Genomic DNA, 22,173 nt, shown 5'->3' with positions numbered 1-22,173 from the left:
AGTCCCGCTACGGCACGCCGAGTTCGAAAAGCGCGTAGCCCGCGTACGAGCCCGAGGCCAGGGCCGCCATCCCCAGCAGCGTGAACTGGTGGGCGAGGCTGAGGCGGCGCAGTGCGGCGGCGAGTGGAAGGAACAGGGGGAAGAGCGGGAGCAGGTAGCGGGAGACGTTGCTGAATATCTGCTGGCTGCCCAGGACGAGCGCGACGGTGAGGACCGTGTAGACCAGCAGGACGGCAGGCGGGCGCAGCCGGATCAGCAGCGGGAGCAGGGCGAAGCCGAGCAGGACCACACAGGCGCTGATCAGGTCCGCGAAGGGCCAGGCGAAGAGGTAGGCGGTGTGGCCCACCGGGATGGAGGTGAGGACGTCGAGGGTCTGGCGGCCGTAGTCCCACTCGTGGGCCCAGGCGCCGGACTGGAGCTTGAAGTAGCCGCCGTAGTCGCCCATTTGGTGGCCCACCCAGCCCAGATAGGCGAGCAGGCCCAGCGGTGCCACGGCCATCGCGGCCAGTGGTCGGAGGGTGCCGTCGCGGCGGTCGCGAAGTGCGAGCAGGGCCGCGAGGGCGACCGCGGCGATCAGGGCCGCCGCCGTGGGGCGGTTGAGGCCGGCGGCGCAGGTGAGGAAGCCGGCGGTGAGCCAGCGGCGGGTGAGGACGGCGTGGCAGGCCCAGGCGGCCAGGGCGACGAAGAGGGAGTCGGAGTAGACCGCCCACTCCACACCGGAACCGGGCCACACGGCCCAGAGTCCGGCCGCGGCCAGCCCGGCCCGGTTGTCCAGGAGGTGCGCGGCAACGGCGTAGATCCCCAGGGCGGCGGCGAAGGAGGCGAGCACGGAGACCAGCAGGCCGGCGCCGTAGGAACCAAGACCGGTGAGTTCGGAGGCCAGGCGGATCAGTGCCGGGTACAGCGGGAAGAAGGCCGCCGAGTTGCCTTCGAGGGTGATCATGCCGGTGGCTCCGGGGATGCGGACCAGCTCGGGGTGGTAGCCGTGGACGGCGATCTGCTGGTACCACCAGCCGTCCCAGGTGGCCAGTACGTCCCACGGGTGGGCGCCGCCGCCGAAGCGCGGGTTCTTGGTGCGGTAGTTCCCGGCGGAGTCCAGCAGCCACATGAAGGAGGCGAAGCCGATGAGCTTCAGGACGCCGTAGAAGGCCAGTGCGGGGGTGTACTCCCTGCCGGCCCCGCGCAGCCGTCGCCACTCGCCGTCCGCGGTGGCGGGCCGCTCCGACAGTCTCGCGTTCCAGGCGCTCGCCGGGGTGATGGTCTCGTTCATGCGCGGAACACCCACGCCCGCAGGAGGAGGAACCGCAGCACGGTCGCGGTCAGGTTGGCCGCGAGGAGTACGGCGAGATCGGTGGCGTGGCCGGCCGCGGGTGCCGCGTGGTGCAGGGCCGCGAGGGAGCCGCTGGTGAGCGCCAGGCCGATCAGGAAGACCACGAGCCCCTTGCCGTGGTGGCGCAGCGCGCTGCCGCGTCCTCGGTGTCCGAAGGTGAGCCGTCTGTTCGCGGCCGTGTTGGCGAGGGCGCAGAGCAGGAGCGCGAGCGCGTTGGCGGCCTGGGCGCCGAGCGCCGGGCTCAGGGCCGCGTACAGCAGGAGGTGCCCTACGGTGCTCATCGCGCCGATGGCGGCGAAGCGGGCGAGTTGGGCGGCCGGTCCGGCCGGTGCCCGTGCGATGTGGGCGCCCGGTCCGGCCGGCGCACCGGCCTCGTCCGTGCCGGGGCGCAGCGCGGCCGGTGACAGGGTGCCGCGGGCCAGTGCTCCGCCGATCCTGGCGATGCCGCGCAGATCGGCCAGCGCGGTGGCGAGGACGTCGACCCGGCTGTCCGGATCGTCGACCCAGTCGACCGGCACCTCGTGGATGCGCAGTCCGGCCCGCTCGGCGATCACCAGGAGTTCGGTGTCGAAGAACCACCCGGTGTCCTCGACCAGGGGCAGCAGCACTTCGGCGACATCACGCCGTACGGCCTTGAATCCGCACTGCGCGTCGGAGAAGCCGACGGCGAGGGTGGAGCGGAGCAGGGCGTTGTAGCAGCGGGAGGTGACCTCCCGTTTGGGGCCGCGCACCACCCGGGAGGCGGGGGCCAGGCGGGTGCCGATGGCCATGTCGGAGTGGCCGGAGATCAGCGGGGCGACGAGGGGCAGCAGCGCGGCCAGTTCGGTGGAGAGGTCGACGTCCACGTACGCGAGCACCGGCGCCGGCGACTGCGACCAGGCGGCGCGCAGTGCCCGGCCCCGGCCCTTCTCGGGCAGCCGTAGCCACTCGGTTCCGGGCAGTTCGGCGGCCAGGCGGGCGGCTATCCGCGGGGTGCGGTCCGTGCTGGCGTTGTCGGCGACGGTGATCCGGAACGGGTACGGGAACGCCTCGGAGAGGTGCGCGTGGAGGCGGCGGACGTTCGGCTCCAGGTCCGTCTCCTCGTTGAACACCGGGACCACCACGTCCAGGACGGGGCCGGCGCGATGGGTCGGCACCGGTGTGCGTCGCGGTAGCCGGCTGATCGGGATCACGTCCGCCGGCCTGAGCGACTCGTCATTCATCATGGTTTGCCCTTTCTGTGCACTGGTTCGGGGCATGCCGAAGGAACCAGTGGCGGGGGTGAGTTCAGGAACCGGAGCCGGGCGAGACGGTGAGCGACGACGTGATGGACGACGGCGTGCTCTGGCTCAGGTTCTCCGCGGTCGCCGTGTCCGAAGGGGTGGAGGAGGTGGCGGGCGGTGTCGTAACGCCCGTGTTCCCCCCGGTGGTTGCCGTGGCCGTGGCCGAACTCCCGGTCGTGACGGGCGCCGTGGGAGTGTCCGAAGTCGTGGCGCCGGGATCGGCCAGGGATGTCGTGGCGGACGAGGTGGGCGGAGCCGTCGGAGTCTCCCCCGGTGTCGGGGCCGAGCCGGTGGACGTCGGGCTCGTCGCCGGCCTCGGGTGGGGCTCGGCGGGCTGGACCCGGGTCGGACCGGCGGGCAGCAGGAGCAGCCCGATACCGACGCCGACGACGGCCAGGGCGCAGCCGACGGTCCTGCGCACCACCCGGGTCCGGCGGCGGACACGTACTCCTTCGTGGAGACGTTCGCGGTGGCGCGGCTCGAAGGGGACGGGCTCGTGCGTGTCGCGCATCAGCCGCGCCAACTGCCGTTCGAACGGATCCATTTGATCCATGGGGTCCTCCTTCACCGCGTCGGCTCGATGGCGTCGGTCAGGATCTGCCGCAGCCGCGCCACACCTCGGGAGGCGTGGGAGCGCGCGGTGCCCACCGGACACCCGAGCGCGTCCGCGACCTGGCCCTCGGGCAGGTCCTGGTAGTAGCGCAGCACCACGGCCGCGCGCTGGTTCGGCGACAGCTGGGCGAGCGCGGCCTCCAGCCGGGACCGCTCCGCCACGTCGGCGGAGACGTCCCCGGTCATCGCCCCCTCGGGCAGCCGCTCGACCGGGCGTTCACCCCACCAGCGCCGCCGGCCCGCGCGCGCCGCCGCGCGGACCATCACCTTGCGGACGTATGCCTCCGGCGCGTCCTGGGAGACCTTCGGCCAGACGAACCAGAGCTTGACCAAGGACTCCTGCGCCAGATCCTCGGCCCGATGCCGGTCCCCGCCGACGAGCAGGCGCGCGAGATGGAGGAGTACCGACCAGCGGGCCGCCACGAACTCCTCGAACTCACCCGCCTGACCCTGCTCGATGCGCACTGTCTCTGCTCCCACTGGTTGCCTACACCGGGTAAAAGGCGGTGGGCGGCCCCCCACGATGCACTTGGGCCCCGTGATCTGGATCACGGAGGCAGCGGGTGCCGGGAGGTGTCGTGTGCGGCGACGCCACGCGCCTTCCCACCACGGTCGACAAGGACGACGCCTACTTCGTCGAGGACAGTGGCATCGCCCGGCTCAGGGCCGCAGCCCGCGCAGGTGGCGCGAGGTGATCGAAGAGGGCCGCGTCCCCTGGTGCGCGCACACGATGCCGAACCAGGTGACCGACGTGTGCCGACGGCTCGCCGCACATCGCGCCGGGTGAGCTTGTTCTTCGCCGGGCTTCAGCGGCCGTTCTCCAGGTAGCGGAGTACCGCCAGCACGCGCCGGTTTCCCGTCTCCGACGGCGGCAGGTCGAGCTTCGTGAAGATATTGGCGACGTGCTTCTCGACCGCCCGCTCGGAGACGGTGAACGCGGTGGCGATCGCGTGGTTGGTGCGGCCCTCCGCCATCAGCGCGAGGACCTCGCGTTCGCGTGGGGTGAGGGTGTCGAGGGCGGTGGATCGGCGGGCGGCGCCGAAGAGTTGGGCCACGACCTCGGGGTCGAGGGCGGTGCCGCCGGCCGCGACGCGTTCCAGCGCGCCGACGAACTCGCTGATGTCGACGACCCGTTCCTTCAGGAGATACCCGAACCCGGCCGGGTTGCCGAGGAGTTGGGCCGCGTGGGTCGTCTCGACGTACTGCGAGAACAACAGCACGCCCATCGCCGGGTACTGCCCCCGCAGCCGTACGGCCGCCCGTACGCCCTCGTCGGTCTGGGTGGGCGGGAGGCGGATGTCGACGACGGCGACGTCCGGGACGTGGGCCGCGACCGCGGTCAGCAGGGACTCCGCGTCGCCGACCGCCGCGGCCACCTCCACGTCCCGCAGCTGGAGCAGCTGGACCAGGCCGTCGCGCAGGAGGGCCGAGTCCTCGGCGATGACGACGCGCATACGGCACGGCTCCGTTCACGTGTGGGGCAGCTCGACCGTGACCACGGTAGGGCCTCCGCGCGGGCTGTCGCAGGTCAGTGTGCCGTCGACGGTACGGACCCGGGCCAGCAGGCCGGTGAGTCCGGACCCGGCGCCGAGGGTCGCGCCGCCCTGTCCGTCGTCGGTGACGCGCAGCCGCAGGTCTCCGTCGCGGGCGGTGACGTCGACGGTGGCGGCCGTGGCCCGGGCGTGCTTCGTCGCGTTGGCGAGGAGCTCGGCGGCGCAGAAGTAGGCGATGGTCTCGACGGCCGGCGTGGGGCGGGTGCCGATGTCGGTGGTGAGGGTGACGGGAAGGGCGCTGTCGGCGGCGAGGGTGGTGAGGGCGGCGTGCAGGCCTTCGTCGAGTACGGGCGGATGGATGCCCTTGACCAGGTGGCGCAGGTCGGTGATGGCCTGCGTGGCGTTGCCCCGGGCGGTATCGACGACGGCCAGCACGCGGTCGGGTGCGGCCTCGGTGGTGACCAGTTCGCGGATCATGGTGAGCTGCATGGCGAGGGAGACCAGCCGGGCCTGGGTGCCGTCGTGCAGATCGCGTTCGATACGGCGGAGGGTGGCGGCGGCGTCGTCGACGGCCCGGGCGCGGGTCTCCTCCAGGGTGCGGATCCGGCGGGTCGCGGCGTCGGGACCGAGCAGTACGGTCAGCAGGGCGCGCTGCGGACCGAGGGCGTAACGGAGGAGTACGGGTGCGACGGCCAGCAGCAGCAGTCCGGCCACGAACGGGATCAACCAGCGTGGCCAGGAGTCGAGTTGGTGGCCGAAGACCTCCAGTGACACGTGGTGCGTCGAGCCGTCGGCGCGGTGCACCGTGTTGTAGTTCCAGCGCTTGAGCAGCGGGTGCAGGGTGAGCAGGACGCCGTAGACGTATCCGATGACTACGGCCGCGTACGCGAAGACGGCCGTGAACGGTGTCAGCAGCGCGCAGCCGGCGGCCCGCCAGCCCGCCCGGTCCAGCAGTACGCCCCGACGCCAGCCGAGGAGCCCGCTGCCACCGGGTACGCCCGGCTGCTCGATCTCCAGTCCGAGCAGTCGCCGCGCGAGCCCCCGCTGCAGCGCGCCCAGCGCCAGCGCGCCCCGCACGGTGACGGCCAGCAGCCACAGCCCGAGCGTGGTCACCGACAGCGCCCCGCCGAACGCCAGCCCGACGAGGGTGAGGAAGAAGCCGGCCAGGGCGAGCGGGAGGGCGATCACGCCGTACAGGACGGCGGCCAGCGCCCGGCGGCCGAAGGTGGCGACGGCGAGCGTACGGAGGCGGGAGCGGAGGCTCGGCATGGGATCAACCTAGGAGAGGAGCGACCTGGCGACACGGAGCTGTACTGCGGTGAGGCCCCGCACTACCCACGGCATCAGCAGCAGAAAGCCGATGCCGCCCAGGATCGCGTGGAAGGCCCAGGCCCCGGCGAAGGTCGGGCCGCCCCACGCGCCGGAGTAGTCGGAGCCGGCGCGCAGCGGCCAGCCGAGGTTCATGGGGACGATCGCCCAGCCGTAGACCGTGATCAGTGTGGTGAGGAGGTTGAGTGGGGTCGCGAGGAGGGCGTGGCGCAGGCCGCCGCCCCGTGCGGTGCCCGGAATGTCCGTGTCCAGGAAACGGCGGACCAGCCCCCGCTGCCAGCGGGCCGTGGGGGCGCCGAGCAGGGAGAGCGGGACGCACGCCAGGCCCACCGGCAGGGCGAGTACCGCGTAGGCGGTGCGGCGCCAGGTCGCGGCGGTGAAGGGCTCGCGGGCGATCCGCCACGTCCGCAGGGCCGCCGTGTCGTGGACGGGTGTCTGTGCCTCTGGCTGTGCCTGCCGGACACCGTTCATGGGGCTTCCTCCTGGCCGTGAACTGCCGAAAACCGATGTCTCCAGCGTTCCGCCGGCGCCCGCCGTACACGATGGTGCCTGCACGGAAGCGCAGGGTTCGGTTAACCGAACCGGCCCGGACCCGCCCGTCCTCACACTCCGCCCCCGGCGCGCGCCCGGAACCCTCACACCCCCCGCGCGCTCCCGCTGAGGGCAGCGTTCCTCACGGGAAACAGATGTGATGCGGTCGGGTAACACCGAAGTCGCAGGCTCCTGGACATGACCTCGAATCCACGTGTGGTGCCCACCATCGTGCTCGTCGGCCACGGCATGGTCGGTCAGCGCTTTCTCGAAGCGCTCGCCGAGCGCGGCCTGACCGCCACGCACCGCGTCGTCGTGCTGTGCGAGGAGCCGCGCCCGGCCTACGACCGCGTCCAGCTCACCTCGTACTTCTCGGGCCGCACACCCGAGGAACTGTCGCTCACGGACGCGGAGTTCATCAAGGACCACGGCATCGAGCTGTACGTCGGCGACCCGGCCGAGACGATCGACCGGGCGGCGCGGACGGTAACGGCCCGCTCCGGACTGACAGTTGAGTACGACACCCTCGTCCTCGCCACCGGCTCGTACCCGTTCGTGCCGCCGGTGCCGGGCAAGGACTCCGACGGCTGTTTCGTCTACCGCACGATCGAGGACCTCCTCGCGATCGAGGAGTACGCGAAGTCGCGGGCCACGACGGGTGCGGTGGTCGGCGGCGGGCTGCTCGGCCTTGAGGCCGCCGGTGCGCTCAAGGGGCTCGGACTGGCCACGCACATCGTGGAGTTCGCGCCCCGGCTGATGCCGGTACAGGTCGACGAGGGCGGTGGCGCGGCCCTGCTGCGCACCATCGAGGACATGGGTCTGACGGTCCACACGGGGACCGGTACGCAGGAGATCGTGGCGGACGCGGACGGCGCCGTCACCGGCATGAAGCTGTCGGACGGTTCCGAACTCGCCACGGACATGGTGGTGTTCAGCGCCGGTGTCCGCCCCCGCGACCAACTCGCCCGGGAATCGGGGCTGTCGGTCGGCGAGCGCGGCGGCATCACGGTCGACGAGCAGTGCCGTACGGTCACCGACCCGCACGTGTTCGCGATCGGCGAGTGCGCGCTGGCGGCGGACGGCCGGGTGTACGGCCTGGTGGCGCCCGGCTACGAGCAGGCGGAGACGGTCGCGGCGACCATCGCGCGGGACGAATCGGCGTTCACCGGCGCCGACTTGTCGACCAAGCTGAAGCTGCTCGGCGTGGACGTGGCGTCCTTCGGCGACGCGCACGGCGCCACCGCGGACTGCCTCGACGTCGTCTACTCCGACGCGCGGGCGGGGACGTACAAGAAGCTGGTGATCGGCCGGGGCGGCGAGCTGCTGGGCGGCATCCTGGTCGGCGACGCGGAGGCCTACGGCACGCTGCGCGCGTTCACGGGGTCCGTACCGCCCGTCTCCCCCGAGCAGTTGGTGCTGCCTGCCGGTTCCGGGGGCGCCGTCCAGCTCGGTCCCTCGGCGCTGCCCGACGAGGCGGTGATCTGCTCCTGCCACAACGTCACCAAGGGCACGATCCGGGGCGCGGTGACGGACCACTCCTGCACGAGCGTGCCCGAGGTGAAGAAGTGCACCAAGGCCGGTACCGGCTGCGGGAGTTGCGTCAAGGTGCTCGGCCAGCTGGTCACCGCCGAGCTGGAGGCGAGCGGCGTCGAGGTCGACAAGGGCCTGTGCGGCTGCTTCGCGCAGACCCGCGAGGAGCTGTACGAGATCGCCCTCGCGCTGCGCGTCAGCACCTACCAGGACCTGCTGGAACGCTACGGCCGTGAGGGCGCCCGGGGCGGCGACGGCTGCGAGATCTGCAAGCCGACGGTCGCCTCGATCATCGCGTCCCTCGCCCCGACGATCGGCGCGAGCGGCTATGTCCTGGACGGCGAGCAGGCGGCGTTGCAGGACAGCAACGACCACTTCCTCGCCAACCTCCAGAAGAACGGCTCCTATTCGATCGTGCCGCGCATTCCCGGCGGCGAGATCACCCCCGAGAAGCTCATCGTGATCGGCGAGGTGGCCCGGGACTTCGGGCTCTACACGAAGATCACCGGCGGCCAGCGCATCGACCTCTTCGGCGCGCGGGTGGAGCAACTCCCATTGATCTGGGCGAGGTTGGTGGACGCGGGCTTCGAGTCCGGCCACGCCTACGGAAAGGCCCTGCGCACGGTGAAGTCCTGCGTCGGCCAGACCTGGTGCCGCTACGGCGTCCAGGACTCCGTCCGGATGGCGATCGACCTGGAGCTGCGCTACCGGGGACTGCGCTCCCCGCACAAGCTCAAGTCGGCGGTCTCCGGCTGCGCCCGCGAGTGCGCCGAGGCCCAGTCGAAGGACTTCGGCGTCATCGCCACGGCCAACGGCTGGAACCTGTACGTCGGCGGCAACGGCGGCGCGACCCCGCGCCACGCGGACCTGCTGGCCCAGGACCTCTCCGATGCCGAACTGGTGCGCCTGATCGACCGGTTCCTGATGTTCTACATCCGTACGGCCGACCGGTTGGAGCGCACCAGCGTGTGGCTGGAGCGGATCCCGGGCGGCCTGGACCACATCCGCGAGGTGGTCGTGGACGACTCGCTCGGCATCTGCGAGGAGCTGGAGTCGCTGATGGCCGCGCATGTCGCCGGGTACCGCGACGAGTGGGCCGAGACCATCAACGACCCCGAGAAGCTGGGCCGGTTCGTGTCCTTCGTGAACGCGCCGGACACCCCGGACCCGGTCGTGGGCTTCGTTCCCGAGCGCGACCAGATCAAGCCCGACCTGCCGCTGCTGACCATCGGCATGCGGCCCCAGCAGACCGCAGACGTCCTGGAAGGAAGCGCCCAGCGATGACCCTGGCTCCCGAGACGACCGACCTGAAGGTCCAACTCCGGCTCGAAGAGGGCTGGTTCGCGGTCTGCGACCTCAACCGGCTCATCCCCGGCCGGGGGGTGGCGGCCCTGCTGCCGGACGGCCGCCAGGTCGCCCTGTTCCGCGACCGCGCCGGCACTCTCTACGGCATCGACAACCGCGACCCCTTCAACGGCGCGGCCGTCCTCTCCCGCGGCCTGACCGGCACCCACCAGGGCCGCCCGTTCGTCGCCTCACCGCTGCTCAAGCAGCGCTTCGACCTGGTCTCCGGGGAGTGCCTGGACGACGCGTCGGTGCGGGTGGAGACGTACGAGGTGCGGGCGCACTGACCTGAGCGCCCGGCACTCCCCGTCAGCGGACCCGGCCGGTGCGCAGCGCGGTGGTCAGGGCCGCGGTGCTCAACACGGCCGTGGCCAGCAGGTAGTAGCCCGGTGACACCGGCGAACCGGTCGTCTCGATCAGGGCCGCCGCGATCGTCGGTGTGAAGCCGCCGAAGAGCGCGACCGTGGTGTTGTAGCTGAAGGACAGGCCCGTCGCGCGCGCCCGGGCCGGGAAGACGTCGGCCATCACCGACGGCAGCGTGCCGAAGTACACCGCCTTGAGCAGGGCGAGGACGGTGGTGCACAGCGCGAGGGTGAGGAAGGACGGCGAGGCGTTCAGCCACAGGAAGAGCGGCACCACGCTCACGCCGATCAGCAGCGCGGCCGGGATCATGATGCGCAGCCTGCCGTGCCGGTCGCCCAGCAGCCCCACGAACGGGGTGACGAAGGTCAGGACGGCCCCCGCGATGAGCAGCGCCGTGAACGACAGCGAGGCGTCCAGGCCCAGTTGACCGATGCCGTACGTCGGCAGGTACTGGAGCATGAAGTTCAGCGCCGTCGACACGACCAGCGCACCGCCGGCGATGAGCAGTCCGCTCCAGTGGTGCCGGAAGACCGACACGATCGGGGAGGGCGTCGGCGCGGCCGACTCCAACTCCGATGCCAGCACCGGGGATTCGTCCATGTAGCGGCGTACGAAATAGCCCACCGGGCCGATCAGCAGCCCGAACGCGAACGGCACCCGCCAGCCCCACGACGTCATCTGGGCGTCGGACAGCAAGGCCGTGAGAGCAGCCGCGAACCCCGCCGCCATGAGCGTCGACAGGCCCTGACCGGCGAACTGGAAGCTGCCGAGGAAGCTCTTGCGCCGGTCGTCGTGCTCGACCAGGAACGAGGTCGCCGCCCCGAACTCCCCTCCGGCGGCGAACCCTTGGATCAGTCGCGCGAGCACGATCCCCAGGGTCGACGCGATCCCGAGGGTCGAGTATCCGGGCATGACCGCGAGCAGCAGCGTGCCGAGCACCATGAGCCGGATCGACAACACGAGTGCCTTCTTACGGCCGTTGTGGTCCGCGTACGCGCCGAGCAGCAGCCCGCCGAGCGGCCGTATCAGATACGTCACGCCGAACACGGCGTAGGCCTGCACCAGTTGGACACCGGGGTTGCCGCCGGGGAAGAACGTGCGGCCGATGTAGGAGGCCATCAGCGCGTACAGGGCGAGGTCGAAGAATTCGAGCGCGTTGCCGATGGTGGCCGCCGCGATGGCACGGCGTGCGGTGGGGCGGCCGGGGCTTCGGGTGTCGTCGGGACGAGTGGACTGGGTGGGCTGGGGGGACGGAGCGGTCATCGGGGGTCCTTCCGGCGGGCGTTGGGGGGAGGGCCGGACGGGGTGCGGGTGCCGAGACTCGGGGACGCTCGGGTGTTGTGCGTACGGGTGGCGGTGCTATGCGTGCGTGGGGAGCGGCCGGTCCGTGGGTGGGTGGCCGAGTGTGTGGAACAGGCCGGTCGCCAGGACCAGGCCCTCGCGGGCGATGGACGCCAACAGGTGCTCGTCGGGGGCGTGTTGGAGGCAGCCGGGGTAGGAGTGGGGCAGCCAGAGGGTCGGCAGGCCGAGGATGTCGGTGAAGACGGCGTTGGGCAGCGAGCCGCCGATGTTGGGCAGTACGGCGACCGGGCCGCCCGCGACCTCTTCCAGCGTGGTCCGGGTCCAGCGCACCCACGGGTCGTCGAGCGGGGTGCGGCTCGCGGCGAAGCTGCCGAGGACGCGGACGTCGACCATCGGGTACCCGTGCGCGGCCAGGTGCCGGGCGACGGTCTCGGCGGCCCTGTCGACGTCGGTGCCGACGACGTACCGGAGTTGGAGGACCGCGCGGGCGGTGCCGGGGATCGCGTTGACCGGCCGTTCGGCGTCGGCCGCGCCGAGGGCGAGGACTTCGAGGGTGTTCCAGGCGTAGAGCCGTTCGGCGCCGGAGAGTCCGGGCTCGCCCCAGCCCTCGTCCGGCACCGGGTCACCGGGCGAGGCGGCGACCTCGACACCGGCGAGTGCCTCGCGGACCGCCGCCGGGATCGCGGGCGGCAGCAACTCCGGTACCCGGATACTGCCGTGGCCGTCGACCAGGGTCGCGACGGCGCCGGCGAGGGTGGTCGCGGGGTTGCGCAGCAGGCCGCCCCAGTTGCCGGAGTGGTAGGCGCCCGGCCGTAGATCCGCGGTGAGCTGGAGCTGGAGGCCGCCGCGCGCGCCGAGGAACAGGGTCGGGGTGGTGGCGTCCAGACGTGGCCCGTCCGAGGCGACGAGCACATCGGCGCGCAGCAACTCCCGGTGTGTCGCGGCGAATTCGGCGAATCCGGGTGAGCCGATCTCCTCGCCGGACTCCAGCAGGAAGGTCAGGTTGAAGCCCAAGGAGCCCTGGTCGGCGAGGAGTAGCCGCAGGGCGGCCAGATTGACCAGGTGCTGGCCCTTGTTGTCGGCGGCGCCGCGTCCGTACCAGCGCTCGCCCTCGGCGGTCAGCGTCCACGGGTCGCGGCCCTCGCTCCACCGGCCCGCCTGGCCCTCGACGACATCCGCGTGGCCGTAGACGAGCACGGTCGGCAGGTCGGGGGACTCGACGCGGGTGCCGACCAGGAAGGGGCCGCCCGCCGGATCGGGGTTGTCGTGGCGCGCGACCTCGCAGCCGAGGGCGGTCAGGGCGGGCGTCAGGAACTCGTCGAGGTATGCCTCAATAGCAAGGCTGCCCTCCGGCCGGGAACTCTCCGTGGCGTACCCGACCATGGTGGCCAGCTCGGTGAAGAAGGCACCCGAGTCGACGAACTCCTCGGCTTTACGGGCCAGTTTCTCAGGGATCACGGGCAGATCTCTCCAGGGCGGGCGGGGTCGGCCGGGCGGTGCTGTCTCGCCGTTCCAGCAGAGTAGGGCGGATTCCGGCGTGCGACCATTGCCGTTTGTGACGCGATGCGTTCTGATTTCGGCAACGCACTACATGACCACAGGAGACCCCTATGCAGCTCCTGCCGGTGAACCTCGCCTACTTCCTGGAGGTCGCCCGCACCGGCTCGGTGACCGAGGCGGCGAACGCCCTGAACGTCGCGCCCTCGGCGATCAGCAGACAGATCGCCAAGCTGGAGTCGGGCGTCGGCGTCCCGCTGTTCGCCCGGCATCCGCGCGGGATGACCCTGACCGAGGCCGGCTCCCGGCTGCTGGCCCACGCCCGCCGTACCGAGACCGAATCGACCGCGCTCCTTGAGGAGTTGAGGACGGGACGGGGAGCGCAGGCGCGCAGTGTCGCCGTCGCCTGCTCGGAGGGGTTCGCGCGACGGCTGGTGCCGCGGGCGGTCGCCGGCTTCCGGCGCGAGCACCCCGACCTGGCCTTCCGCGTGGACGTGGTCGACCGCCAGGAGGCGACCCGCCGCGTGGTCGAGGGGCTCGCCGATGTCGCCGTCACGTACACGATGGGCCCGCAGCACGATGTCCGTGTCGAGTGCGCGGTCGTCGTCCCGGTGGCCGCGATCGTCCCGCTCGGCCATGAACTCGCCGACCGCGACCGCATCGGCCTCGCCGACCTGTGCGCCTACCCGCTCGCCCTGGCCCCGCCGGGCACCAGTCAGCGTGAACTCTTCGACATCGGCGCCCAGTTGGAGGGGATCACGGTCCGTCCGGCGCTGGTCTGCGACAGCCTCGCCCCGCAGTACGAGTTCGTCCGCGCCGGGGGCGGCCTCGCCCTGGTCGGGGACCTCGGCGACATCGGGCAGGACACGGCGACCGAGGGCGTGGCCTACGTCCCCCTCGACCACCCGGTGTTCCGGCAGCGCGAGGCGCAGGTGCAGACGGCGACGGGACGCCGGCCGTCGTGGCCCGCGGCACAGTTCACCGAACTACTGGTGGAGGCGCTGCGGCGGGACCGGTCTTCCTGACACTCTTTCTTGACCGCTCATTCCAACTGGATCTAGGCTGCGCTGTATGGCCAGGACCAAGGAGTTCGACCCCGAGACCGCGCTACGGGCGGCCCTGGAGCTGTTCTGGCGGCGCGGCTACGAGGCGACGTCGATGTCCGATCTCGTCGAGCACCTGGGCATCGGCCGGGCCAGCATCTACGCGACCTTCGGCAGCAAGCACGAGCTGTATCTGAAGGCGCTGGAGAGCTACGACCGGGCCGGACTCACGCCGATGGTGCGGGAGTTGTCCCAGCCGGGCCCTGCACTGCCGCCCGTGCGCGCGGTCGTACGACGTTATGCGGCCGAGGCGGCGAACGAGCAACTGCGGGCGCTGGGCTGCCTGGTGACCAATACGGCGGCCGAGCTGGCCCCGCACGACAGGGCCGCGACCCGGCTGGTCGAGCGCAACTGGGACCAGTTGGAGGCCGTACTGCGCTCGGCGTTGGTGCGGGCGCAGGCGCAGGGCGAGTTGCCCGCCGACCGCGATCCGCTCGCCCTCGCGCGCATGCTGCTGGTGCTGATGCAGGGGCTGCGGGTGGTCGGCCGGGCGTCCGGGGACCCGGCGCGGGTGCGGGACGCGGCGGAGCAGGCGTTGGCGCTGCTCGACTGAGGCCCCGGCAATGCAGGCGCCTTTTTACACCCTCATACTGAACCGATCGTTCTAGAAAGAGGCCCGTTCATGAGCAACCGCTCCAGCAACCGCTTCTCCGGCAGGACCGCCCTCGTCACCGGTGCCGGGTCCGGGATAGGACGCGCCATCGCCCTCGCGTTCGCCGCCGAGGGGGCGAATGTCGTCGTCGCCGGGCGGCGGCGGGAACCGCTCGACGAGACCGTCGCCCTGATCGAGGCCGGGGGCGGGGGCGGGGCCGGGAAGGCCTTCGCGGTGAGCGCCGATGTGTCGAAGGCCGCCGACGCGGACGCGCTGGTGCGGGCGGCCGTCGACCGGTACGGCTCGCTCGACGTGGCCGTCAACAACGCGGGCGTCTTCCGGGGCGGGCGCCCCCTCGCCGACCTCACCGAGGAGGACTGGCGCACACAGCTCGACATCAACGTGACCGGCGTGTTCCTCGCCCTGCGCGCCGAGATCGCGCAGATGCGGGCCCAGCCGTCCGGCGGTGCGATCGTCAACGTGGCGTCCACCTTCGGCGTGCACACCAGCAGCCCCGGGGCCGCCGCCTACGCAGCGTCCAAGGCCGCGGTCGCCGTGCTCAGCAAGGGTGCCGCCGTGGACCACATCCGCGAGGGCGTCCGTATCAACGTGGTCAGCCCCGGCGCCACCGACACCCCCATGTCCCTGCGCCCCGGCGAGACGGAGACCGACCGCGCCGAACGCGTACGGGCCACGCTCCCCCTCGGCCGCATCTCCGCCACGGCCGAAATCGCCGCCGCGGTCCTCTACCTGGCCTCGGACGACGCGGCGTCGGTGGTGGGCACGGACCTGGTGGTGGACAGCGGAGCGACGGCCTGAACGCCCGTTCCTACGGCTTGAGTTGGTCGTATACGACCCCCGTCAGCTCCTCCGAGGCCGCCCAAAGTCGTTGCCCCATCGCGTCGTTGAGGGTCCACGGTGCCCGCCAGGAGCGTGCCGGCGCCCCACGCCACATCGCAACTCGCGGACCGTAGAAGGAATCGGGGCGTACGTCGGGCGCGGTCGCCGCGTAGAGGGAGGGCAGCGCACCGACCTCCGCCGACTGGGCGAAGACCCGGTTGCCGAGTTCCATGGCCTGTTCCGCACTCCTGCGCCCCTCCACCCTCGGCCCGGCGGTCTGAAGGTTGGTGGCGGCGTACCCGGGATGGGCGGCGGTGGCGACCACCCCCGAACCGGCCGCCGCCAGCCGCCGCGCCAGCTCGTGCGTGAAGAGCAGATTGGCGGTCTTGGAGCGGGCGTAGGCGGTCCAACGACCGTACCGGCGCCCGCTGTTGAGGTCGTCGATGTCGATGTTGGCGAGCGCGTGCATGAAGCTGGAGACCGTGACGATCCGGGCGTCCGGCGCGTCGAGCAGCGCGGGCAGCAGCAGTCCGGTCAGCGCGTAGTGCCCGAGGTGGTTGATACCGAAGTGCGTCTCGAAGCCGTCCACCGTCGTGCCGTACGGCATCGCCATGACCCCGGCGTTGTTGACGAGCAGATCGAGCCGCTCGTACGGGAACGTGGCCGCGAACTCCCGTACGGAGCTCAGGTCTCCGAGGTCCAGCCGCCCGAACTGCGCCTCGGCGCCCGGCACTTCGGCGACGATCCGGTCGGCGGCCTCGCTCCCCCGCACCTCGCTCCGACAGGCGAGCACCACCCGGGCACCCTTGCGGGCCAGCTCCCGCGCGGTGACGTAGCCGAGCCCGCTGTTGGCTCCGGTGACGACGGCGACCCGGCCGCGCTGATCGGGGACGGCCTTCTCGTTCCAACCGGACATGGGCGGCTCCTTCCGTCGACGCGTGCATCCCGGTGCACGAAGAGCGTACGAGAGCCGGACCGGCCCCGCTCCCCCCACGCCGAGTGACCCGACGATCACGGACCATCACAGGTTGGTCACTCCCCCTTCACGCATCCCATCCCGGCGTTACGTTCCAGGCCACACCAGACACAGGGGGACGAGATGACCCATCCGTACGCGATGCCACCCGTACCACCGGCTCCCCAGCCGGACCGCCCCGCACCCCGCTGGGCCCGCAAGCGGTACGTGCTCCCGGCCCTCGCGCTGGCCTTCCTCATAGGCCTCGGCGCCGGCGGCTCCGGCCAGGACACGAAGAAGGACACGACGGCCGACGCGAAGCCGGCAGCGGCGAAGCCACAGCCGACAATGACGGTCACGGCGACCGCGACGGAGACGGCGGCTCCGTCCCCCGCGCCCACGGTGACCGCGACGAAGACCGTCAAGGTCACCAAGACGGTCACGGTTGAGGCGGCAGCGGGCAGCGGCTCCGGTTCGGGTTCGGGTTCCGGTTCCGGTTCCGACGACAGCGGCTCCGATTCCGGCGGAGGCGGCAGCACCTACTACACGAACTGCACCGCGGCCCGCGCCGCCGGCGTGACACCCCTCTACCGGGGCGACCCCGGCTACGACTCCCACCTCGACCGGGACGGGGACGGGGTCGCCTGCGAGTAGGCGACCCCGGCGGCAACGGTTGATCACCCGACTCGGACCCGGCACCGGGGCAGTGTCGGCCGAAGGCGATGTGGTGCGGTACGGACCGACTCCGACGGGCTCCACTGGGCCGCCGGGCGGGTCAGTTCTTCCGGCAACTGGCCGATCCGTGCGGCCGCAGCCTGCCGGGACACCGTGGTCATGGGCGGATGGCGGCCTGCCGCTCCTTGTGGAGGCCGCCACCCGCCGACATCGGAGTCAGCAGTTGTACGCGTACCAGACCGGCGCGAAGTTGTAGCTGGAGAAGCCGTGGATCGTCCCGTTCACCTCACGGCCCGGGATGGTGTCGAGAACGGTGAACTGCCGGTTCTTGAACGCGGCGACCGTGCCTACCGTTTGGTTGTTCCAGGCCGACCCCGCGCCGTTCCACTGGACCAGCCGGTAGTCGTTGCAGACGTAGAGATCGAAGCGGGTGCCCTTGAAGTTCGGCTGGGTGTAGAGGCAGAGCCGCCCGTAGGCGCAGTCGCCGCCGTCACCCCGCGCCGGTACGCCGTCCACACCGTCCACGCTCGCTTGCGAGTTGTCGTTGGAGCCCGCCGGTGCGGACCAGGCGGGGCCGGCGAGAGTGCCGGTGCTGAGCGCCAAGGACGCTACGACGAGTGCCGCGCCTTTGCTGAATCGCATGGTGATGCCTCCTCGTTGACTGCAGTGGGGTCCGCACGATCGTCACTCGCCGAGCGCATCGGCCACCAACTATTCAATGAGCATGGAAATGCGGCGGAGCGGACAAACGCGAACGCGTCCACGCATCGGGACTCCGGGTCGAAGCGGCCCATGCACCGCCGGTAATCCCCACAGACAACCCCGAGAGGGGCAGCACCCCCGCACAGGGTGCCGCCCCTCTTTCGTGATCCGGAACCGCCGCCCATCGGTGAGGGTCGGGGACAGGCGACGGTTCCGGCGTTCAGTGGCTCTGCGGCCTACCGGTGATCGCTCCCCTGCGCCATCGACGCCGCACGCCCCGCCTCAAGTCGCGCCACCGGGATCCGGAACGGCGAGCAGGAGACGTAGTCCAGGCCGACCTCGTGGAAGAAGTGGACCGACTCGGGGTCGCCGCCGTGTTCGCCGCAGACGCCGAGTTTGAGGTCCGGGCGGGTCTCGCGGCCGGCCTTCGCCGCCAGTTTCACCAGCGAACCCACGCCGTCCCTGTCGATCGTCTCGAAGGGGCTGACTCCGAAGATGCCCTTCTCCAGGTAGGCCGTGAAGAACGAGGCCTCTACGTCGTCGCGGCTGAAGCCCCACACCGTCTGGGTGAGGTCGTTCGTGCCGAACGAGAAGAACTCCGCCGCCTCGGCGATCTGGCCCGCCGTCAGTGCGGCGCGCGGGAGTTCGATCATCGTGCCGATGGACAGCTTCAGGGACGTGCCCGTCGCGGCCTCCACCTCGGCGATGACCTGGTCGGCCTCCTCGCGGACGATCTCCAGTTCCTGGACCGTGCCGACGAGCGGGATCATGATCTCGGCGCGTGGGTCGCCCTTCGCCGCCTTGCGCTCGGCGGCGGCCTCGGCGATCGCCCTCACCTGCATCGTGAACAGGCCGGGGATGACCAGGCCCAGGCGTACGCCCCGCAGGCCCAGCATCGGGTTCTGCTCGTGCAGGCGGTGGACCGCCTGGAGGAGGCGGAGGTCGTTCTCGTGGGACTCCTGGCGGGACTCCGCAAGCGCGACGCGGACCGACAACTCCGTGATGTCCGGGAGGAATTCGTGCAGCGGCGGGTCCAACAGGCGGACCGTCACCGGGAGTCCGTCCATCGCCTTGAACAGCTCGACGAAGTCCGCCTTCTGGAGCGGGAGAAGCGCCTTGAGGGACTCCTCGCGTTCGGTGTCCGTGTCGGCCAGGATCAGGCGTTCCACCAACTCGCGGCGGTCGCCGAGGAACATGTGCTCCGTACGGCAGAGGCCGATGCCCTGGGCGCCGAAGCGGCGGGCGCGCAGCGCGTCCTCGGCGTTGTCCGCGTTGGCGCGGACGCGCAACCTGCGTACTCGGTCCGCGTATCCGATGATCCGGTGGACCGCCTCGACCAACTCGTCCGCGTCGTCGGCGCCCGCGTGCATCCGGCCCTCGAAGTACTCCACGACCGGGGACGGGACGACCGGGACCTCACCGAGGTACACCTTGCCGCTGGACCCGTCGATGGAGATGACGTCGCCCTCCTCCACCACATGTCCACCGGGCACCGTCATCCGGCGTCGCTTGGTGTCGACCTCCAGTTCCTCGGCGCCGCAGACGCAGGTCTTGCCCATGCCCCGGGCCACGACCGCCGCGTGCGAGGTCTTGCCGCCGCGCGAGGTGAGGATGCCTTCTGCCGCGATCATGCCGTCGAGGTCGTCGGGGTTGGTCTCACGGCGGACCAGGATGACCTTCTCGCCCGAACGCGACCACTTCACCGCGGTGTACGAGTCGAAGACCGCCTTGCCGACCGCCGCGCCCGGCGAGGCCGCGATGCCCCGGCCGACCTGCTGGACCTTCGCGTCCTCGTCGAAGCGCGGGAACATCAGCTGCGCCAACTGGGCGCCGGTGACCCGCTGGAGGGCCTCCGCCTCGTCGATCAGCCCCTGGTCGACGAGTTGGGTCGCGATACGGAACGCCGCACCCGCCGTCCGCTTCCCCACCCGCGTCTGCAGCATCCACAACTGGCCGCGCTCGATGGTGAATTCGATGTCGCAGAGATCCTTGTAGTGGTTCTCCAGGGTCTTCATGATCTGCATGAGCTGGTCGTACGACTGCTTGTCGATCTTCTCGAGTTCCGCGAGGGGCACGGTGTTCCGGATGCCGGCCACGACGTCCTCGCCCTGCGCGTTCTGCAAGTAGTCGCCGTAGACGCCCTGGTGGCCGCTGGCGGGGTCGCGGGTGAAGGCGACGCCGGTGCCCGAGTCCGGGCCGAGGTTGCCGAAGACCATCGAGCAGACGTTGACGGCGGTGCCGAGGTCGTGCGGGATGCGTTCCTGGCGGCGGTAGAGCTTGGCGCGGTCGGTGTTCCAGGAGTCGAAGACCGCGTGGATGGCGAGGTCCATCTGCTCGCGCGGGTCCTGCGGGAAGTCGCGTCCTGCCTCGGTCTTGACGATCCGCTTGAAGCGGGTGACCAGCTTCTTCAGGTCGGCCGCGTCCAGCTCGGTGTCGACCGTGACCTTCTTGGCCTCCTTGGCCTTGTCGAGGGCCTCCTCGAAGAGGTCGCCGTCGACGCCGAGGACGGTCTTGCCGAACATCTGGATGAGGCGGCGGTAGGAGTCCCACGCGAAGCGCTCGTCGCCTGCCTGCTTCGCCAGGCCCTGCACGGACTTGTCCGAGAGGCCGATGTTCAGGACGGTGTCCATCATGCCGGGCATGGAGAACTTCGCCCCGGAACGGACCGATACGAGGAGGGGGTTGTCGGCCTGCCCCAGCTTCTTGTCCATCGTCGACTCAAGCGCGTCGAGGTGCGCACTCACCTCGTCACGCAGTGCCGCCGGCTCCTCGCCACTGTCGAGGTAGGTCTTGCACGCCTCGGTGGTGATGGTGAAGCCGGGGGGCACGGGAAGGCCCAGGTTCGTCATCTCGGCGAGGTTGGCACCCTTGCCGCCGAGAAGGTCCTTGAGGTCCTTGTTTCCCTCGGTGAAGTCATAGACGAACTTCGCTACGTGGGGTTCTTTGTTTTCCGACACGGGTCTCGACTCCTCGGGACGCGGGTGGCTGCCCTGACGGCCAGGAACATACCCAGATCGAAGGCGCCTGGGTACGTCCACTTGCGTGTCATGCGTCCGTAACCAGCCGTCTGCCAGCGGATCGAAAGTCAAAGCTCGGCAAGCGAAGACCGCCGGATGTTTTCACTTCTTGAACGCAACAAGAGTCATCAGCACACTTTCCCGCTCATTCGAGCGGCTTGCGGCTCGCCTGTTTTCGATCGATGAACGATCAAGGGGTGGCACGGAGTGCCACCCCTTGGAGAAGTGCATCCGTGCAAGATCCGCTCACCTGAGCGCCACCCTTATCAAAGGTGGCGAGAATCACGCTTCCACACCCGACCGGATTTCACCATGCGGACGGCCGCCGGACGCGTCTCCCGACGGAAACTCGGACGTCACATGCCCGCGGACGTCACATGCCCAGCGCGAGCAGCCGCTCCTCCACCCGCTCCGGCGCGTACAGGTACTCCACGACCAGCGCACCCGCCCCCACCAGCCCGGCCCGCTCCCCGAGCCGTGAGGTCAGTACGTGCAGATGAGCGGTGGAGCGCGGCAGCGCCCGCTGGTACAGCAGCTCCCGTACACCCGTGAGGAAGGAGGTTCCGGCCAGGTCTCCCGCGATCATCAGCACTCCGGGGTTGAGCAGCGTCACCACGGTCGCCAGGACGTCCCCGACCTGCCGTCCGGCCTCGCGGGCGAAGGCCGCCGCTCCCGGGTGCCCCGACGCCAGCAGGTCCCGTACGTCCGAGCCTGACTCGGCCGGCACCCCGGTCTCGGCCAGCCGTCGCGCGACGGCGCCACCGCTGGCGACGGCGGCGAGACAGCCGTAGGACCCGCATCGGCACAGCGCCTGCGCGCCCGCCGGGACCCGGATGTGGCCGATGTCGCCGGCGCCGCCGTCGATCCCCCGGAAGATGGAGCCGCCGACGACCACTCCGGCGCCGATACCGGTCGAGACCTTGACCAGGACGAAGGCCGAGCAGTCGGGGTGTCCGGTCCGCTGTTCGCCGTAGGCCATGAGGTTGGCGTCGTTGTCGACCAGGACCGGTACCCGGGGGGCGCCGGTGTGTTCCGTGAAGGCGCGGGCCAGGCGGCCTCTTATGTCGTAGCCGTCCCAGCCGGGCATCATCGGCGGCTGGACGACGCGGCCGGTCTCGCTGTCGACGGGTCCGGGGACGGCGAGGCCGATCCCGCAGACCTCGGACGGCTGGTGTCCGGCCTTCTCCAGGAGTTCGGCGAACCAGCGGCCGAGTTCGCCCAGCACGGCGTCCGGGCCCTCCTCGACGACCAGGGTGCCGCCGTGCTCGGCGAGGATCTCACCGGTGAGGGAGAGGACGCACGCGCGCGCGTGGCGGGTGTCCAGGTCAGCCGCGAGAACTACGGCATGGGCGTCGTCGAATTCGAGGGTGATCGAGGGGCGACCGCCCAGCGGGGAGTCCACGGGACCGCCCGCGCCCTCGCGCAGCCAGCCCGCGCGGAAGAGCCGGTCCAGGCGCTGGCCGACGGTCGCGCGTGAGAGGCCCGTCACTTGCTGGAGGGCGCCGCGGGTCGTGGCGCGCCCGGTGCGCACCAGTTCGAGCAGATCGCCGGCGCTCGCTTGACCTCGTCCAGTCATGCGCACCCCCTTGTGTTTCTCAACCCTGCATTACATATTGAGTTTTGCGTGTTAAATAGACGTAACCCTACGGTAGCCATGACCGAACCGGTCGGCACGATGTGTTTCGTGGAGTCCCGA

20 protein-coding genes are annotated in these 22,173 nt (G+C 71.0%); 7 read left to right on the top strand and 13 right to left on the bottom strand.

Annotated elements, in window-relative coordinates:
* Window positions 1-7: 7 nt before the first annotated feature.
* The 4 genes from OH768_RS35335 to OH768_RS35320 form a co-directional block, all read right to left on the bottom strand.
* Window positions 8-1,270, bottom strand: coding sequence for a glycosyltransferase family 39 protein (locus tag OH768_RS35335; protein WP_406459996.1), 1,263 nt, complete (start codon window positions 1,268-1,270; stop codon window positions 8-10).
* Window positions 1,267-2,535 (bottom strand): glycosyltransferase, encoded by a 1,269-nt coding sequence (locus OH768_RS35330; protein WP_406459995.1) that lies wholly within the window; start codon window positions 2,533-2,535, stop codon window positions 1,267-1,269. The genes OH768_RS35335 and OH768_RS35330 overlap by 4 nt, the downstream gene beginning before the upstream one ends.
* Before the next feature lie 61 nt (window positions 2,536-2,596).
* Window positions 2,597-3,145 (bottom strand): hypothetical protein, encoded by a 549-nt coding sequence (locus OH768_RS35325; protein ID WP_406459994.1) that lies wholly within the window; start codon window positions 3,143-3,145, stop codon window positions 2,597-2,599.
* 11 nt (window positions 3,146-3,156) lie between these two features.
* The gene (locus OH768_RS35320) at window positions 3,157-3,663 is read right to left on the bottom strand and encodes a SigE family RNA polymerase sigma factor (protein WP_406465576.1); all 507 of its coding nucleotides are present in this window, start codon (window positions 3,661-3,663) and stop codon (window positions 3,157-3,159) included.
* Between the two features lie 104 nt (window positions 3,664-3,767).
* Here OH768_RS35320 and OH768_RS35315 point away from each other — a divergent pair, with 104 nt between their 5' ends.
* Window positions 3,768-3,899 (top strand): hypothetical protein, encoded by a 132-nt coding sequence (locus OH768_RS35315; RefSeq protein WP_406459993.1) that lies wholly within the window; start codon window positions 3,768-3,770, stop codon window positions 3,897-3,899.
* Between the two features lie 111 nt (window positions 3,900-4,010).
* Here the strand turns inward: OH768_RS35315 and OH768_RS35310 are convergent, their stop codons facing one another.
* The 3 genes from OH768_RS35310 to OH768_RS35300 are packed head-to-tail and all read right to left on the bottom strand — an operon-like array spanning window position 4,011 to window position 6,497.
* On the bottom strand, window positions 4,011-4,658 hold the full coding sequence (locus tag OH768_RS35310) for a response regulator transcription factor (protein WP_406459992.1): 648 nt from the start codon (window positions 4,656-4,658) through the stop codon (window positions 4,011-4,013).
* Window positions 4,659-4,673: 15 nt separating this feature from the next.
* The gene (locus OH768_RS35305) at window positions 4,674-5,966 is read right to left on the bottom strand and encodes a sensor histidine kinase (RefSeq protein WP_406459991.1); all 1,293 of its coding nucleotides are present in this window, start codon (window positions 5,964-5,966) and stop codon (window positions 4,674-4,676) included.
* 9 nt (window positions 5,967-5,975) lie between these two features.
* A complete protein-coding gene (locus OH768_RS35300) occupies window positions 5,976-6,497 on the bottom strand; it encodes a hypothetical protein (protein ID WP_406459990.1) in 522 nt (173 codons plus the stop codon).
* Window positions 6,498-6,755: 258 nt separating this feature from the next.
* Here OH768_RS35300 and nirB point away from each other — a divergent pair, with 258 nt between their 5' ends.
* Complete coding sequence (gene nirB / locus OH768_RS35295) at window positions 6,756-9,371, top strand: nitrite reductase large subunit NirB (protein ID WP_406459989.1); 2,616 nt, start codon at window positions 6,756-6,758, stop codon at window positions 9,369-9,371.
* Window positions 9,368-9,718 carry a nitrite reductase small subunit NirD gene (gene nirD / locus OH768_RS35290; RefSeq protein ID WP_406459988.1) on the top strand — a complete coding sequence of 117 codons (351 nt, stop codon included), beginning with the start codon at window positions 9,368-9,370 and terminating at the stop codon, window positions 9,716-9,718. Before nirB ends, nirD begins: the two co-directional genes overlap by 4 nt.
* 22 nt (window positions 9,719-9,740) lie before the next feature.
* Here the strand turns inward: nirD and OH768_RS35285 are convergent, their stop codons facing one another.
* The gene (locus tag OH768_RS35285; RefSeq protein ID WP_406459987.1) at window positions 9,741-11,057 is read right to left on the bottom strand and encodes an MFS transporter; all 1,317 of its coding nucleotides are present in this window, start codon (window positions 11,055-11,057) and stop codon (window positions 9,741-9,743) included.
* Window positions 11,058-11,153: 96 nt separating this feature from the next.
* Window positions 11,154-12,554 (bottom strand): M20 family metallopeptidase, encoded by a 1,401-nt coding sequence (locus OH768_RS35280; RefSeq protein WP_406459986.1) that lies wholly within the window; start codon window positions 12,552-12,554, stop codon window positions 11,154-11,156.
* Between the two features lie 152 nt (window positions 12,555-12,706).
* Between OH768_RS35280 and OH768_RS35275 the strand changes: the two genes are divergently transcribed.
* From OH768_RS35275 to OH768_RS35265, 3 genes are all read left to right on the top strand, one after another.
* Window positions 12,707-13,618, top strand: a complete 912-nt coding sequence (locus OH768_RS35275; protein ID WP_406459985.1) for a LysR family transcriptional regulator — start codon at window positions 12,707-12,709, stop codon at window positions 13,616-13,618.
* A 46-nt stretch (window positions 13,619-13,664) separates the two neighbouring features.
* Window positions 13,665-14,249: a TetR/AcrR family transcriptional regulator gene (locus OH768_RS35270; protein WP_406459984.1), complete on the top strand. Its 585-nt coding sequence runs from the start codon at window positions 13,665-13,667 to the stop codon at window positions 14,247-14,249.
* Window positions 14,250-14,318: 69 nt separating this feature from the next.
* The gene (locus OH768_RS35265) at window positions 14,319-15,107 is read left to right on the top strand and encodes an SDR family NAD(P)-dependent oxidoreductase (protein ID WP_406459983.1); all 789 of its coding nucleotides are present in this window, start codon (window positions 14,319-14,321) and stop codon (window positions 15,105-15,107) included.
* Window positions 15,108-15,117: 10 nt separating this feature from the next.
* Here OH768_RS35265 and OH768_RS35260 read toward each other — a convergent pair whose 3' ends face one another.
* Window positions 15,118-16,044 (bottom strand): oxidoreductase, encoded by a 927-nt coding sequence (locus OH768_RS35260; RefSeq protein ID WP_406459982.1) that lies wholly within the window; start codon window positions 16,042-16,044, stop codon window positions 15,118-15,120.
* Between the two features lie 183 nt (window positions 16,045-16,227).
* Between OH768_RS35260 and OH768_RS35255 the strand changes: the two genes are divergently transcribed.
* Window positions 16,228-16,737, top strand: a complete 510-nt coding sequence (locus OH768_RS35255) for an excalibur calcium-binding domain-containing protein (RefSeq protein ID WP_406459981.1) — start codon at window positions 16,228-16,230, stop codon at window positions 16,735-16,737.
* Between the two features lie 237 nt (window positions 16,738-16,974).
* Here the strand turns inward: OH768_RS35255 and OH768_RS35250 are convergent, their stop codons facing one another.
* The 3 genes from OH768_RS35250 to OH768_RS35240 all read right to left on the bottom strand — a co-directional run bounded on the left by OH768_RS35250 (window position 16,975) and on the right by OH768_RS35240 (window position 22,053).
* Window positions 16,975-17,400 (bottom strand): peptidase inhibitor family I36 protein, encoded by a 426-nt coding sequence (locus OH768_RS35250; RefSeq protein ID WP_406459980.1) that lies wholly within the window; start codon window positions 17,398-17,400, stop codon window positions 16,975-16,977.
* A 296-nt stretch (window positions 17,401-17,696) separates the two neighbouring features.
* Window positions 17,697-20,417 carry a pyruvate, phosphate dikinase gene (gene ppdK, locus OH768_RS35245; RefSeq protein WP_406459979.1) on the bottom strand — a complete coding sequence of 907 codons (2,721 nt, stop codon included), beginning with the start codon at window positions 20,415-20,417 and terminating at the stop codon, window positions 17,697-17,699.
* Between the two features lie 433 nt (window positions 20,418-20,850).
* Window positions 20,851-22,053, bottom strand: a complete 1,203-nt coding sequence (locus OH768_RS35240) for an ROK family protein (RefSeq protein WP_406459978.1) — start codon at window positions 22,051-22,053, stop codon at window positions 20,851-20,853.
* Window positions 22,054-22,173: the final 120 nt, after the last annotated feature.

The sequence above is a fragment of the Streptomyces sp. NBC_01622 genome (assembly GCF_045209635.1).
Lineage (GTDB): Bacteria > Actinomycetota > Actinomycetes > Streptomycetales > Streptomycetaceae > Streptomyces.
The sequence above is the reverse complement of the archived record's forward strand: the minus strand, read 5'-3'. Positions and strand labels throughout refer to the sequence as shown.

What these genes read in the sequence shown, in the direction of transcription:
- OH768_RS35285 (WP_406459987.1), bottom strand. Translation starts at nt 11,057, where the DNA reads ATGACCGCTCCGTCCCCCCAGCCCACCCAGTCCACTCGTCCCGACGAC.
- OH768_RS35270 (WP_406459984.1), top strand. Translation starts at nt 13,665, where the DNA reads ATGGCCAGGACCAAGGAGTTCGACCCCGAGACCGCGCTACGGGCGGCC.
- OH768_RS35335 (WP_406459996.1), bottom strand. Translation starts at nt 1,270, where the DNA reads ATGAACGAGACCATCACCCCGGCGAGCGCCTGGAACGCGAGACTGTCG.
- OH768_RS35300 (WP_406459990.1), bottom strand. Translation starts at nt 6,497, where the DNA reads ATGAACGGTGTCCGGCAGGCACAGCCAGAGGCACAGACACCCGTCCAC.
- OH768_RS35255 (WP_406459981.1), top strand. Translation starts at nt 16,228, where the DNA reads ATGACCCATCCGTACGCGATGCCACCCGTACCACCGGCTCCCCAGCCG.
- nirD (WP_406459988.1), top strand. Translation starts at nt 9,368, where the DNA reads ATGACCCTGGCTCCCGAGACGACCGACCTGAAGGTCCAACTCCGGCTC.
- OH768_RS35250 (WP_406459980.1), bottom strand. Translation starts at nt 17,400, where the DNA reads ATGCGATTCAGCAAAGGCGCGGCACTCGTCGTAGCGTCCTTGGCGCTC.
- OH768_RS35330 (WP_406459995.1), bottom strand. Translation starts at nt 2,535, where the DNA reads ATGATGAATGACGAGTCGCTCAGGCCGGCGGACGTGATCCCGATCAGC.
- OH768_RS35240 (WP_406459978.1), bottom strand. Translation starts at nt 22,053, where the DNA reads ATGACTGGACGAGGTCAAGCGAGCGCCGGCGATCTGCTCGAACTGGTG.
- OH768_RS35305 (WP_406459991.1), bottom strand. Translation starts at nt 5,966, where the DNA reads ATGCCGAGCCTCCGCTCCCGCCTCCGTACGCTCGCCGTCGCCACCTTC.
- nirB (WP_406459989.1), top strand. Translation starts at nt 6,756, where the DNA reads ATGACCTCGAATCCACGTGTGGTGCCCACCATCGTGCTCGTCGGCCAC.
- OH768_RS35275 (WP_406459985.1), top strand. Translation starts at nt 12,707, where the DNA reads ATGCAGCTCCTGCCGGTGAACCTCGCCTACTTCCTGGAGGTCGCCCGC.
- OH768_RS35260 (WP_406459982.1), bottom strand. Translation starts at nt 16,044, where the DNA reads ATGTCCGGTTGGAACGAGAAGGCCGTCCCCGATCAGCGCGGCCGGGTC.
- OH768_RS35310 (WP_406459992.1), bottom strand. Translation starts at nt 4,658, where the DNA reads ATGCGCGTCGTCATCGCCGAGGACTCGGCCCTCCTGCGCGACGGCCTG.
- OH768_RS35265 (WP_406459983.1), top strand. Translation starts at nt 14,319, where the DNA reads ATGAGCAACCGCTCCAGCAACCGCTTCTCCGGCAGGACCGCCCTCGTC.
- OH768_RS35325 (WP_406459994.1), bottom strand. Translation starts at nt 3,145, where the DNA reads ATGGATCAAATGGATCCGTTCGAACGGCAGTTGGCGCGGCTGATGCGC.